General features: G+C 72.6%; 10 protein-coding genes, 1 tRNA gene and 1 other RNA gene. 4 read left to right on the top strand and 8 right to left on the bottom strand.

All coding sequences use genetic code 11. The features are described from left to right. The 3 genes from QT381_RS05805 to pta form a co-directional block, all read right to left on the bottom strand. Positions 1-1,279, bottom strand: a 1,279-nt coding sequence (locus QT381_RS05805) for a DNA polymerase III subunit gamma and tau (protein WP_289247838.1), incomplete at its 3' end; no start/stop codon positions are given. 97 nt (positions 1,280-1,376) lie between these two features. After that, on the bottom strand, positions 1,377-2,489 hold the full coding sequence (locus QT381_RS05800; RefSeq protein WP_289247837.1) for an acetate/propionate family kinase: 1,113 nt from the start codon (positions 2,487-2,489) through the stop codon (positions 1,377-1,379). Continuing rightward, positions 2,486-4,576, bottom strand: coding sequence for a phosphate acetyltransferase (pta, locus tag QT381_RS05795; RefSeq protein ID WP_289247836.1), 2,091 nt, complete (start codon positions 4,574-4,576; stop codon positions 2,486-2,488). The genes QT381_RS05800 and pta overlap by 4 nt, the downstream gene beginning before the upstream one ends. Before the next feature lie 163 nt (positions 4,577-4,739). Here pta and QT381_RS05790 point away from each other — a divergent pair, with 163 nt between their 5' ends. From QT381_RS05790 to QT381_RS05775, 4 genes are all read left to right on the top strand, one after another. Continuing rightward, positions 4,740-6,149 (top strand): DUF222 domain-containing protein, encoded by a 1,410-nt coding sequence (locus tag QT381_RS05790; protein WP_289247835.1) that lies wholly within the window; start codon positions 4,740-4,742, stop codon positions 6,147-6,149. A gap of 53 nt (positions 6,150-6,202) precedes the next feature. After that, positions 6,203-6,299: signal recognition particle sRNA small type (gene ffs / locus QT381_RS05785), an RNA gene on the top strand. After that, positions 6,298-6,382 (top strand) — tRNA-Ser (locus QT381_RS05780). Before ffs ends, QT381_RS05780 begins: the two co-directional genes overlap by 2 nt. 47 nt (positions 6,383-6,429) lie before the next feature. After that, the gene (locus QT381_RS05775; protein ID WP_289247834.1) at positions 6,430-7,806 is read left to right on the top strand and encodes an NADP-dependent succinic semialdehyde dehydrogenase; all 1,377 of its coding nucleotides are present in this window, start codon (positions 6,430-6,432) and stop codon (positions 7,804-7,806) included. 3 nt (positions 7,807-7,809) lie between these two features. On the opposite strand, the gene menC is transcribed toward QT381_RS05775, so the two are convergent. The 5 genes from menC to QT381_RS05750 all read right to left on the bottom strand — a co-directional run bounded on the left by menC (position 7,810) and on the right by QT381_RS05750 (position 13,881). Then, a complete protein-coding gene (menC, locus tag QT381_RS05770; RefSeq protein WP_289247833.1) occupies positions 7,810-8,928 on the bottom strand; it encodes an o-succinylbenzoate synthase in 1,119 nt (372 codons plus the stop codon). A gap of 38 nt (positions 8,929-8,966) precedes the next feature. Beyond that, entirely contained in the window at positions 8,967-9,734 is a 768-nt protein-coding gene (locus tag QT381_RS05765; RefSeq protein WP_289247832.1) for a GNAT family N-acetyltransferase, read from the bottom strand. Beyond that, positions 9,731-11,026, bottom strand: coding sequence for a saccharopine dehydrogenase family protein (locus tag QT381_RS05760; RefSeq protein ID WP_289247831.1), 1,296 nt, complete (start codon positions 11,024-11,026; stop codon positions 9,731-9,733). The genes QT381_RS05765 and QT381_RS05760 overlap by 4 nt, the downstream gene beginning before the upstream one ends. A gap of 49 nt (positions 11,027-11,075) precedes the next feature. Continuing rightward, on the bottom strand, positions 11,076-12,305 hold the full coding sequence (locus QT381_RS05755) for a multidrug effflux MFS transporter (protein WP_289247830.1): 1,230 nt from the start codon (positions 12,303-12,305) through the stop codon (positions 11,076-11,078). A gap of 145 nt (positions 12,306-12,450) precedes the next feature. Beyond that, positions 12,451-13,881, bottom strand: coding sequence for a GH1 family beta-glucosidase (locus tag QT381_RS05750; RefSeq protein WP_289247829.1), 1,431 nt, complete (start codon positions 13,879-13,881; stop codon positions 12,451-12,453). Positions 13,882-13,899 lie beyond the last annotated feature (18 nt).

The raw sequence follows: 13,899 nt of genomic DNA, 5'->3' as shown, positions 1-13,899 counted from the left end.
GGGCGCCGGCCGGCTCGGTCCGCGAGCCGGCGTCTGCCGCAGCGGGGGCAGCGGGGCCCGCGCCGGCCGCGCCGGCCCCCGCCGCCCCCTCGACGCCGATGCGCCGCTCGAGCCGCTCGACGCGGGCGAGCGCGCCGCGCTCCGCGTCGTCGGCGGCGGGCACGAGGGCGCGCGCCATCATGAGCTCGAGGTGCAGGCGGGGCGACGTCGCGCCGGTCATCTCGGTGAGTGCGGCGTTCACGATGTCGGCGATGCGGGACAGCTCGGCCTGGCCGAACAGCGCGGCCTGCTGCGACATCCGCTGCAGCTCCTCCTCGGGGATGCCGCGGAGCACGCTGCCGGCGCGGTCGTGCGTGGCCGCGACGACGACGAGGTCGCGCAGGCGTTCGAGGAGGTCCTCGACGAAGCGCCGCGGATCCTGACCGGTCTGCACGACCCGGTCGACCGCGGCGAACACTCCCGCGGCGTCGTGCGAGCCGAGCGCGTCGACGACCTCGGAGAGCAGGGCGCCGTGCGTGTAGCCGAGCAGCGCCACCGCCCGCTCGTATTCGACGGTGACCGTCGGCGCCCGTCCTGAGCCCGTGGAAGGGTCGGAGCCCGCGATGAGCTGGTCGAGCAGCGACAGGGTGTCGCGCACCGATCCGCCGCCGGCGCGCACGACGAGCGGCAGCACGCCGGGCTCGACCGCGACGCCCTCGCTGTCGCAGAGCTGCTGGGTGTACTCGAGCATCTGCGCGGGCGGCACGAGCCGGAACGGGTAGTGGTGGGTGCGCGAGCGGATGGTGCCGATGACCTTCTCGGGCTCGGTCGTCGCGAAGATGAACTTGACGTGCTCGGGCGGCTCCTCGACGACCTTGAGCAGCGCGTTGAAGCCCTGCGGGGTCACCATGTGCGCCTCGTCGAGGATGAAGATCTTGAAGCGGTCGCGGGCGGGGGCGAAGATCGCCCGCTCGCGCAGGTCGCGCGCGTCGTCGACGCCGTTGTGCGATGCGGCGTCGATCTCGATGACGTCGAGCGAGCCGCCGCCGTCGCGTGACAGCTCGACGCACGACGGGCACACGCCGCACGGGGTGTCGGTGGGCCCCTCGACGCAGTTCAGGCAGCGCGCCAGGATGCGCGCGCTCGTCGTCTTGCCGCAGCCGCGCGGACCCGAGAACAGGTAGGCGTGGTTGACGCGGTCGGTGCGCAGGGCGGTGCGCAGCGGATCGGTCACCTGCGACTGGCCGATGAGCTCGGCGAACGTCTCCGGCCGGTAGCGGCGGTAGAGGGCGGTGACCACCTGTCGAGGATAGCCGCGGGGTCGGACACCCCGCCGTGGCATCCGCTCCCCGGTGGCGGGATCCGTGGCCGCGACCCGGCCTGGGGAGGAGCGGCGGTCAGATGAGCGCGGCGGTCTGGCGCGCGATCTCCAGTTCCTCGTTGGTCGGGATCACGAGCACGGAGACCGGCCAGTTGTCGGGCGAGATGCGGCGCTCGGACTTCGAGGCGACCTCGTTGCGGTCGGGGTCCACGTGCACGCCCATGAACTCGAGGCCGCGCAGCACGCGCCGCCGCACGAGCGTGTTGTTCTCGCCCACCCCGCCCGTGAAGACGATCGCGTCGAGGCCGCGCAGCTGGGCCGCGTAGGCGCCGACATAGTGACGGATGCGGTGGCGGTAGAGCGAGAGCGCCACCTCCGCCGCCTCGTCGCCCTCGACCGCGGCCTTCTGCACGTCGCGCTCGTCGCTGTAGCCGCTGAGCCCGAGCAGTCCGCTCCTCTTGTTCAGCACGTCGTCGACCTCGTCGACGCTCAGCCCCGCGCGGCGCTGCAGTTCGAGCACGACGGCCGGGTCGAGGTCGCCCGACCGGGTGCCCATCACGAGGCCCTCGAGCGGGGTCATCCCCATCGAGGTGTCGATGGAGCGTCCGCCGTCGATCGCTGTCGCGGACGCGCCGTTGCCGATGTGCAGCACGATGATCTTGAGCTGCTCGAGCGGCCGGCCGAGGAACGCGGCCGCACGCTCGGACACGTACTTGTGGCTCGTGCCGTGGAAGCCGTAACGGCGGATGCCGTACTCGCGGGCCAGGTCCGCGGGGATCGCGTAGGTGTACGCCGCGGCATCGAGCGTCTGGTGGAACGCGGTGTCGAACACGACCACGTTCGGCACGCCCGGCATGGCCGCCCGTGCGGCACGGATGCCGGTGAGGTTCGCGGGGTTGTGCAACGGCGCGAGCACCGAGAGCTCCTCGATCGCGGCCTCCACCTCGTCGGTGACGATGACGGCGCGGTCGAAGCGGTCGCCGCCGTGCACGACGCGGTGGCCGATCGCGTCGATCCTCGCGTCGCCGAGGCTCGTCAGCACGGCGGCGATCCCGGCCTGGTGATCCGGCACCTGGCCCGGTTCGCCGATGCGCTCGACGAGCCCGCGCGCGAGCACCTCCTCGGTGTCGAGGTCGATGAGCTGGTACTTGATCGACGAGCTGCCCGAGTTGAGGACGAAGATGTTCATGCGCGCTCCGATTGGGCCTGGATCGCGGTGATCGCGATCGTGTTGACGATGTCGCGCACGAGTGCACCGCGCGAGAGGTCGTTGACGGGCTTGTTGAGGCCCTGCAGCACCGGCCCGATCGCGACGGCGCCCGCCGAGCGCTGCACCGCCTTGTAGGTGTTGTTGCCCGTGTTGAGGTCGGGGAACACGAACACGGTCGCTCGCCCGGCCACCTCGTTGCCGGGCATCTTCGACCGCCCGACCGCGGCATCCGAGGCGGCGTCGTACTGGATGGGGCCGGCCACGAGCAGGTCGGGCCGGCGTTGGACGACGAGCGCGGTCGCGGTGCGCACCTTCTCGACGTCCGCGCCCGATCCGGACTCGCCGGTCGAGTACGACAGCATCGCGACGCGCGGCTCGACCCCGAACGCGCTCGCGGTCGTGGCGGAGGAGATCGCGATGTCGGCGAGCTGCTCGGCGGTCGGGTCGGGCACGACCGCGCAGTCGCCGTAGACGAGCACCCGGTCGGCGAGCGCCATGAAGAACACGCTCGAGACGACGCTCACGTCGGGCCGCGTCCGGATGATCTCGAACGAGGGACGGATGGTGTGCGCCGTCGTGTGCACGGCCCCGGACACCATGCCGTCGGCCAGTCCGTCGTGCACCATCATGGTGCCGAAGTAGCTGACGTCGGTGACGACGTCGCGCGCGAGCTCGTACGTCATCCCGCGGTGCGCGCGGAGCTCGGCGTACTCCGTCGCGAACCGGTCGCGCAGCGCCTCGTCGCGCGGGGACAGGATCTGCGCGGCCTCGATGTCGACGCCGAGTCCGGCGGCGCGGCCGCGCACCTCGGTCTCGTCGCCGAGGATCGTCAGGTCGGCGATGCCGCGGCTGAGCACGGTCGCCGCGGCGCGCAGCACGCGGTCGTCGTCGCCCTCGGGCAGCACGATGCGGCGCCGGTCGGCGCGCGCCCGGCCGAGCAGGTCGAACTCGAACATCAGCGGTGTCACGACGTCGCTGCGCGTCACGCTGAGCGCGTCGAGCAGCGCCGCGGTGTCGACGTGCTGCTCGAACAGCGCGAGCGCCGTGTCGTACTTGCGCTGCGAGTCGGCCGCGAGGCGGCCGCGCACGCCGCCCAGCTGCTTCGCGGTCTCCCAGGTGCCGCCGTCGGTCGCGACAATCGGCAGCGCGGAGCGCAGTCCGCGGATGAGCGTGGTCAGCGGCTGCGAGATCGTGAAGCCGCCGTTGAGCACGAGCGCGGCGAGCGACGGGAACGTGTCGGACGCGTGCGCCATGAGCACCGCGAGCACGATCTCGGTGCGATCGCTCGGCACGATCACGACGCCGCCCTCGGTCAGGCGCGGCAGCACGTTCTCCATGCTCATCGCGGCGACGACGAAGTCCAGCGCCTCCCGGTCGAGCAGGGTCTCGTCGCCCGAGACGAGGCGGCCGTCGATCGCCTGCATCACGGTGCGCACGGTCGGCGCCACGAGGAAGCGGTCCTCCGGCACGGTCCACACCGGCACGCCCGCGTGCTCCGACGCGATCGCGTCGCGGATGCCGTCGAGGTCGTCCGCATCGGCCCGGTTCACGACGATCCCGAGCAGACCCGCGTGCGCCTGCGCGAGCTCGGGAACCGTGAGATCGGCGATCTGGCGCATCTCGTCGGCCGTGCGCGCCCGGGACTCGTCGACGCTGCGGCCCGTGAGCACGAGCAGCACGGGGGCGCCGAGGTTCGCCGCGATGCGGGCGTTGAATCCCAGCTCGGTCGGGGAACCGACATCCGTGTAGTCGCTGCCGACGATCACGACGGCGTCGCACTGCCGCTCGACCGCGTGGAAGCGCTCGACGACGCGGCCGAGCGCCGCATCCGGGTCGTCGTGCACCTGCTCGTAATCGGTGCCGACGCACTCGTCGTAGGAGAGGTCGACGCCGTCGTGCTGGAGCAGCAGGTCGAGCACGTAGTCGCGCTCGTCGGTGCTGCGCGCGATCGGACGGAACACGCCCACGCGGCCGACCTCGTGGCTCAGCAGGTCGAGCACGCCGAGCGCGATCGACGACTTGCCCGAGTGTCCCTCCGCGGACGAGATGTAGATGCTGCGCGCCACGCGACCAGCCTAGGGATGCCGGGTGAACGGCCCCCAGGGACTTTCGGCCCCGTGGTCGGTCTCTCGTATACCCGTTCGATACTCGATGTGCATTGCGTCTTGCAGCATCGAATCCGTGTGCTACAATGGACTTGCTTGCGCCACAAGCATGAGGTTCACCACCATGAGCACGTTCACCGGCGCCCAGCGACTCGAGCGGGTCGCGCGCGCCGTCGCGGATGCGGCGGAGCGCGGCGACGCCCTCACGGATGCCGAGCTGCTGTCGGCGATCGACAGGCTCGGTGACCTGGTGCGGCTCGTGGATTCGGCGGCGGTCGCGCTGAGCGCGCAGGTCGTGCGGCGCAGCGACAGAGCGGATGCCGCCGACTCCGGCGACCTGGCCCGTGCGCACGGCGCTCGCGGGCCGGCCGACCTCGTCGTGCAGCGTGCGCGGGTCGCATCCGGCGCCGCATCCGCGTGGGTCGCTGCGGCGCGCGCGACCGCCGCGCGCACCTCGCTCACGGGCGAGCCGCTGCCTCCCGCGCATCCGGCCGTGGCGGCGGGGCTCCTCGCCGGGCGGGTCGATGCGGCGACGGCGCGCGCGATCGCGACGGCCATCGACGAGTGCAGCACCGATCCCGAGACCGCCGTCGCGGTCGAGCAGCAGCTCGTCGACGTCGCCGCGACCCTCACGCCGCGCGATGCGGCGGCCCTGTGCCGTCGCGTGATCGCCGACTACGCGCCCCTCGACGCCGAGGAGCGCGAGCGGCGACTGCGCGCGAGGCGGGGCCTCGCCATCGGCGTCCCCGTCGACGGCATGACGCGGATGGTGATCGACGCCGACCCCGAGTCCGCCGGGTTCCTCCTGGCCGCGCTCGACGCCCGCACCGCGTTCCGTCGCGGCGTGCGCTTCCGCCCCGTCGACGCGGCGGCCGCCGAGCCCGGCGCCGACGGTGCTGGCACCGATGACACTCACGGCACCGACCTCGACGAGCCGGCGCCCGACGATCGCCGCACGCTCGCGCAGCGGCGCCTCGATGCGCTCGTCGACCTGTGCCGCGAGTCCCTGGGCCGTGACGACGGGGAGCTCGCGGGCATGTCGGTGTCGATGCTCGTCACCGTGCCGCTCGAGGTGCTCGCGACGGGTGTCGGCACGGGCGTGATCGGCGGCGTCGACGAGCCGGTGTGCGCGACGACCGTGCGGCGGCTCGCCGCCGGCGCCGAGATCATCCCCGTCGTGCTCGGCGGCGAGGGCGAAGTGCTCGACGCCGGCGAGAGCCGGCGGTTCTTCTCCCGCGCGCAGCGCCGGGCGATGGCCGCCCGGGACGGCGGATGCGTGTTCCCCGGCTGCACCGCCCCGCCCTCCCAGACGGAGGCGGCGCACTGGACGCCCTGGGCGCCCGGTCCGGACGGTCAGCACGGTCCGACCGACATCGCGAACGGTGTGCTCTTGTGCTGGCTGCACCATCGCGTCTTCGACGAAGAGGGCTGGAACCTCGAATGGCGCGACGGCGTGCCCTGGTTCGTGCCGCCGCCCTGGGTCGACCCCACTCGCCGCCCCCGCCGTGGCGGCCGGCCGCGCCTCGCGGCCTAGGCTCCCGCCCGCCCCGTCGGTCGGACCCGCGTTCGGTCTCGGCTACGATGGACGACGGCCGTCCGCGTGGCGCCATCCAGGCCAACTCCCCCAGGGCGGAGACGCAGCAAGGGTAACCGGGCTCTGGCGGGTGCGCGGACGGTCCTCAGGAGAATTCGCCTAGTGGCCTATGGCGCACGCTTGGAAAGCGTGTTGGGTGCAAGCCCTCGGGGGTTCGAATCCCCCATTCTCCGCCGATTTCTCACGTTGTTGCCCGCGGCCCGCGAGTACCGTGAGAGGCATGGCGATCGCGACCATCAACCCCACCACCGGCGAGACCGAGAAGACCTTCGAGGCGCACGACCCGGCCGAGGTGGACCGGCGCATCGCCCTCGCGGATGCCGCCCACCGCGCCCTGCGCGAGACCGGCTTCGACGAGCGAGCCACCTGGATGCGCGCGACCGCCGACCTGCTCGAGGCCGACGTCGAGGAGGTGGCCGCGATCCTGACCCGCGAGATGGGCAAGCCCATCGGCCAGTCACGCGCCGAGACCCTCAAGTGCGCCGCGTGCATGCGGTTCTACGCCGACCACGCCGAGGGCTTCCTCGCCGGGGAGCAGCTCGCCGACGCATCCGTCGTCACGGCGAGCTCCGCGGGCTTCCGGTACGAGCCGATCGGCGTCGTGCTCGCCGTGATGCCGTGGAACTTCCCGCTCTGGCAGGTGGTGCGCTTCGCCGCACCCGCCCTCATGGCCGGCAACACCGGCCTGCTCAAGCACTCGTCGAACGTGCCGCAGGCTGCGCTCTACCTCGACACGCTGTTCGAGCGCGGCGGCTTCCCGGCCGGGTCGTTCCAGACGCTGCTGATCGGCTCGGCCGAGGTGGCCTCCGTCATCGACGATGCGCGCGTCACGGCGGTCACTCTCACCGGCTCGGAGCCCGCCGGCCGCCAGGTCGCCGAGCGTGCCGGCCGCAACCTCAAGCACACGGTGCTCGAGCTCGGCGGGTCGGACCCGTTCATCGTGATGCCCTCCGCCGACCTGGACCGCGCCATCGACACGGCGGTCGCCGCCCGCACCATCAACAACGGCCAGTCCTGCGTGTGCGCGAAGCGGTTCATCGTGCACGCGGACGTCTACGACGAGTTCGCCGCACGCTTCACCGAGCGCATGGCAGCCCTCGTGGTCGGCGACCCGTTCGACGAGGCGACCCAGATCGGCCCGATCGCGACCGCCCAGGGACGCGACGACCTCGCCGGACTCGTCGACGACGCCCGCGCCCACGGCGCCACGATCCTCACCGGCGGCACCGTGCCCGACGGACCCGGCTTCTTCTACCCGCCGACCGTCGTCGCCGACCTGCACGGCGAGATCCGGCTCGTCATGGAGGAGGCGTTCGGCCCGGTCGCGTCGCTCTACCGCGCCTCGACCCGCGAGGAGGCCGTCGCGCTCGCCAACCAGACCGCGTTCGGCCTGTCGAGCAGCGTGTGGACGACGGATGACGCCGAGGCCGACTGGTTCGCGACCGCCCTCGAGGCGGGCGCCGTCTTCATCAACGGCATGACCGTCTCGTTCCCGGAGCTGCCGTTCGGCGGCATCAAGAACTCGGGCTACGGCCGCGAGCTGGCCGCCGCCGGCATCCGCGAGTTCTGCAACCTGAAGACGATCTGGAAGGCGTGACGGTCAGGCGCCCAGCGTCTCGGGCGGCCGGGTCGCCCAGGCCGCCACGAGGTCGTCGCGCACCGTGACGCCGCTGCCCGCACCGGTCGGCACCGGCAGGCGTCCGTCGACGAGCACGAACGGCTCGGTGAGGTCCTCGGCGAAGTAGCGGTCCGAGGCGCTCGTGTCGCCCGGCAGCGTGAAGCCGGGCAGCGCCGCGAGAGCGACGTTGGCCGCTCGGCCGAGTCCGGTCTCGAGCATGCCGCCGCACCACACCGGCACACCCCGGGAACGCGCCACGTCGTGCACCCGCACCGCCTCCAGGTAGCCGCCGACACGTCCCGCCTTGATGTTGACGACGGATGTCGCGCCCCGGTCGATCGCGTCGGCGGCGACCACGGCATCCGTGATCGACTCGTCGAGGCACACCGGCGTCGCGATCGCCCGTGACAACGCCACGTGCGACGCGATGTCCTCCTCGACGAACGGCTGCTCGATGAGCAGCAGGTCGAACGCGTCGAGCGCGCGCAGATGGTCGATGTCGTCACGGCTGTACGCCGTGTTCGCGTCGACCTGCAGCGGCAGCTCGCCGATGAGCTCGCGCACCCGGGCGACCGGCTCGAGGTCCCAGCCGGGTTTGATCTTGAGCTTGATGCGCCGGTAGCCGGCCTCGACGTAGCCGCTCACCTCGGCGAGCAGCCCGTCCAGGTCGGGGGCGATGCCCACGCTCACGCCGCAGTCGACGGCCTCGCGCGTGGCACCGAGCCGGCTCGCGAACGACTGTCCCGCGGCACGCGTCTCGGCATCCAGCAGTGCCGTCTCGAGCGCCGCCTTCGCCATCCGGTGGCCGACGACGAACCGCGCGACACCGGCGAACGAGTCGGCCGTGGCATCCGTTCCCGCGGACGACGCGCGCAGCAGCGCGGGCACGAGGTAGTCGCGCAACACCGCCGCACAACCCTCGACGTACTCGCTCGAATAGACCGGGTCGGCCATCGCGACGCACTCGCCCCAGCCGTCGCCGACGTCGGTGCGCACCCGCAGGAGCAGGATGTCGCGCGCCGTCTGCGAGCCGAAGCTCGTCGCGAACGGCCGCACGAGCGGCATGGAGATGCGGTGCAGCTCGACGGCCTCGACCCTCATCCCGCCAGCCTAGGCGGGTCAGCGCGGGCGGCCGCCGGTCACCCGAAGCGGTAGCCGTCTCCCGTGAACCGGATGCCGCGGCCCGCCGCCGCCGCGCTCGCGAACGCCGCGCCGCTCGTCGCCCGCAGCACACGGGCCGCGGCCGCGTCCTCGCGCCGCAGCGCCTCGTAGTCGGGCGGGAGCACCACCTCCGCCGGCCCCCCGGCCGGTGCCGCGCCGAGCGGGGCGTCGAGGCGCCAGCCCACCTCGAACCGGTCGGTGGCGTCGTCGCCGTTGATCGCGTCGGCGAGCTCGCCGTAGAAGTGCGGCCGATACGCGAGCACCCGCGCGCCGAGCTTCACGAGGTTGAGGTGGGCGTTGCGCCGGATGAGCGGGTCGAACGTCCAGCGCATCTCCGCGACCCCGTGGTCGAGGCACTCGGCGCGCTGCGCGAGCTTGATCGCGAAGCCGACGCCGCCCGCCCGCAGGCCGGGATCGACCGCGACCATGTGCGAGTGCAGGTGCAGGCCATCGGTCCAGCCGAGCACACCGAGCGCCGCCCCGACGATGCGCTCGTCGCGGTACGCCGCGAGCACCGAGTTGCCCGCGTGCGCGATCACCCGCAGCAGCGCGGGGTCGCCGGCGCGGCCCGCTCCCCAGATCGACTCGAGGAACGGCACGAGCACCACGCCATCCACCGGACGGACGCCGACCCCGGCGGCGTGCGCCGCCGCATCCGCCTCGCGCCGCGCGTCGATCACACCCGGACGGACGCCGACCCCGGCGGCGTGCGCCGCCGCATCCGCCTCGCGCCGCGCGTCGATCACGACGCCAGACGGTCCTCGAGTCCCCACGGCTGGCCGTAGCCGCCCTCGTCGATCGGACGCGCCATGAGCTCGAGGAACGGCCGCGCGTCGAACGCCTCCGGCCCGACCACCCCGGTGCCCGCCCAGACGCCGGTCGCGAGCAGCTCGAGCGCGATGACCGGGTTCAGCGCGGTCTGCCAGACGACGCACTGGCTCTCGTACTCGCGCATCGTCCACTCGTTGTCGCTCACGTGGTAGAGGTACACCTCCCGCGGGGCACCGTCGACGCCCGTGCCGGTCACCCACAGTCCCGCGCAGGTCTTGCCCGTCATCCGGGGTCCGATCGTCGCCGGATCGGGCAGCGCTGCCGCCACGACATCGCGCGGCGCGACCTCGACCGGTCCGTTCGCGCTGCGCACCCGCAGCGGCGCGGTCTTGTCGAGGCCGAGCAGGTTGAGCGTCTTGAGCACGCCGATGAACTCGTCGCCGAGCCCGTACTTGAACGTGACGCGCTCGGCGTCGACGAAGCGCGGCATGAGGAGCACCTCCTCGTGCTCGACGTTGACGCACTCGACGGCGCCGATGCCCTCGGGGAACACGAACGTCTCGGGCTCCGAGAACGGCGGCGTCGTGAACCAGCCGCGGTCCTTCTCCCACACCACCGGCGGGTTGAGGCACTCCTCGATCGTCGTCCAGATGCTGAACGACGGAGCGAAGATCTCGTTCCCCGCGTCGTCGCGCACCACGAGGTTCGCACCGTCGCGCGTGCCGAGCTCGTCGATCGCACTGAACAGCTCGTCGGCCGCGTAGCGCGCGAACACGTCGGAGAGCCCGGGCTCGACGCCCATGCCGACGAGCGCGAGCCGGCCCGCGCTCTCCCAGTCGGGCGCCTGGGCGAACTGGTCGTCGCCGAGCTTGACGCCGGTCTGCGCGTACGGATCGGTCGGATGCGGCTCGGACAGGCTCATCGCCATGTCGAGGTAGTCGGCCCCCGCCGCGAGCGCGCCCGCGAAGATCGACTGCACGAACCTCGGCTCGACCGCGTTCATCACGTGCGTCGCCCCGTGCTCGCGCGCGACCCGGGCCACGTCGTCCGGATCGGATGCGTCGATGCGGGCCGCAACGAAGCGACCGTTCTCGAGTCCCGCGTCGCCGGGCCCGGACGGCGTGTGCGCCTCGACCCACTCCACCGTCGACTCCGCCCGGCCGAGGTCGTAGTCGCTCACCACCATCAGCTCGAAGAAGGAGCGACGGGCCGCGATCTTCGCGATGGCGTTGCCGACGCCACCGGCGCCGACGAGCAGGATCCTCATGGCCCGACGCTATCGGTCGCGCCCGGCTCGGCGCGAGCGGATGCGGCGCTCAGCGACTGAGCGCGGGCACCGATCGCGGCCGGATGACGAGCGCGATCACGAGGAGCGACACCGTCGAGGTGCACAGCTGCATGGTCGCCATCGGGATCGCGTTCGTGATGCCGAACAACCCGACGACGGGCGAGAGCAGCCCCGCGAGCCCGAAGTTCACGGCGCCCATGAGCGACGCCGCCGTCGCCGCCTCGCCGCCGTGGTTCGCGAGCGCGAGCACCTGCTGGCACGGGAACGCGAACCCGCAGCTGCAGATGAAGAACCACAGCGGCACGAGGATGCCCCACAGCCCGGCGTGCGCCGCGTCGAGCGTCACGATCGTGGCGGCACTGAGGAACATGCCGCTCACCGCGCCGAGCAGGATCCACTGCGGGGGCAGGATGCGGGCGAGACGCGAGCTGGTCTGGATCCCCGTGACGACCCCGAGCGAGTTGACGGCGAACAGCACGCCGTACTGCTGCGCGTCGAGCCCGTAGACGTCCTGGAACAGGAAGGACGACGAGGAGAGGTAGGCGAACAGGCCGCTGAACGTCATGCCGGCCACGAGCGCTGCGCCGACGAAGACGCGGTCGGAGAACAGCGCCCGGTAGCGCTCGCGCGCGCTGCTGTGCCCGGCATCCGCTCGTCGTTCCCGCGGCAGCGTCTCGACGATGAAGAACGCGCTCACGGTGAGCACGACGAGGCCGTACGCGGCGAGGAACCAGAAGATGCCGCGCCAGGGGAACAGCAGCAGCAGCTGCGAGCCGATCACCGGGGCGAGGATCGGCGCGAGCCCGCTGACGGCACCGAGGCGGGCGAGCATCCGCACGAGCGGGAGGCCGCCGAACAGGTCGCGCACGGTCGCCATCGCGACGACCCCGCCGCCGGCCGCGCCGATCCCCTGCAGCAGGCGCAGCGCGCCGAGCAGCTCGACGTTCGGCGCGACCGCCACCCCGATGCTCGCGAGCACGTGCACGGCGGTCGCGACGATCAGCGGCACGCGACGGCCGACCGTGTCGCTCCACGGGCCGATCACGAGCTGGCCGAGCGCGAAGCCCACGATCGTCGCGGACAGGGTCAGCTGCACGACCGCCTCGGTGGTGAGGAACTCCGCCTCGACGCTCGGGAAGGACGGCAGGTAGAGGTCGATGGTGAACGGGCCGAGCGCGGTCAGCGCCCCGAGCACGATCACGTACACGAGGCGCTGGCGGCGCGTCAACGAGTCACCCGGGTGGACGACGATGGTCACAGCGGGTTCCTACGGGAATGGATGGGGACGGCTCGGCGGGGTGCGCCGCGGCTCACCGCCAGCCTATCGAATCGATTCGAGCGCGCGCGACGATCGCGCGACGCGAGAGCGGTGCCCGCGCGACGCCGGCCCCGGCATCCGCCGCTCAGACCGCGGGCAGGCGGTGCGTGCGCGCGACCTCGGCGAGCCAGCGCCCGCTGTCCTTGACCGTGCGCTCGAGCGTGTCGTAGTCGACCCGCACGACGCCGAACCGCTTCGTGTAGCCGTAGGCCCACTCGAAGTTGTCGAGCAGCGACCAGACCAGGTAGCCGCGCAGATCGACACCCCGCGCGATCGCCCGGTGCGCCGCGACGAAGTGACGCTGCAGGAAGTCCACCCGCCGCGGGTCGTGCACGGCGCCATCCTCCGACACCCGGTCGTCGAACGCCGCGCCGTTCTCCGTGATCATGAGCGGCTGGTCGGGGAACTCCTCGTGCAGGTGCACGAGCAGCTGCTCGAGCGCCTCGGGGGCGATGTTCCAGCCCATCGCCGTGTGCGGCCCGGGCTGCTCGAGGAACTCGACCCCCTCGCTGCCCGGCCAGGCCGTGCCGGCGCTCGGCCGGTGCCCGTCGGCGTGCTGCCTCGGCGCCACCCGGTCCCAGTCGCGCACCGTCGCGGTCGAGTAGTAGTTGACCCCGAGCACGTCGATGCCCTGGCGGATGTCGTCGAGGTCGCCCGGGCGCACGAACGCCCAGTCCGTCACGGCCGCGGTGTCCTCGAGCACGTCGGCCGGGTACTCGCCGCGCAGCATCGGGTGCGTGAACACCCGGTTGGCGAGCCCGTCGATGCGACGGATCGCGTCGGCCGCGTCCCGCGGGTCCTCGGTGCCGGGCCGCAGCGCGTGGAAGTTGAGCGTCACGGAGTAGTGCGGTTCGCCCGCGCTCGTCGCCCGCAGCGCCTGCACCCCGAGCCCGTGCGCGAGGTTTAGGTGGTGCACGGCGGTGAGCGCGTCGCGACCGCTCGTGCGCCCGGGGGCGTGCGCACCCGATCCGTAGCCGAGGTAGGCCGAGCACCAGGGCTCGTTGAGCGTCGTGAACGTGTCGACCCGGTCGCCGAGCGCCTCGCCCACGATCGCCGCGTAGTCGGAGAACCGGTAGGCGGTGTCGCGGTTCGTCCAGCCGCCCGCGTCCTCGAGCGCCTGCGGCAGGTCCCAGTGGTACAGCGTCGCGATGGGACGGATGCCGCGGGCGAGCAGCCCGTCGACGAGGCGCCCGTAGAAGTCGATCCCCGCGCGGTTCCCCGGCCCGCTGCCGGTCGACTGGATGCGGGGCCAGGCGATCGAGAAGCGGTACGCCTCGAGCCCGAGTCCGGCCATCAGGTCGAGGTCGGCGTCGAGCCGGTGGTAGTGGTCGCACGCGACATCGCCCGTGTCCCCGTCTCGCGTGCGGCCGGGCTCGTGACTGAAGGTGTCCCAGATCGACGGGCCCCGGCCGTCCTCGGCCACGGCGCCCTCGATCTGGTAGGCCGCGGTCGCCGCGCCGATGAGGAAGTCGGCGCCGAACTCGAGCCCGCCCTCGCGATAGTCGTCGTCCGCCACCGTCGTCCCCGTCCGTTC

This window comes from Galbitalea sp. SE-J8 (assembly GCF_030345695.1).
In the GTDB taxonomy this organism is placed as follows: Bacteria; Actinomycetota; Actinomycetes; order Actinomycetales; family Microbacteriaceae; genus JAUASV01.
The sequence above is the reverse complement of the archived record's forward strand: the minus strand, read 5'-3'. Positions and strand labels throughout refer to the sequence as shown.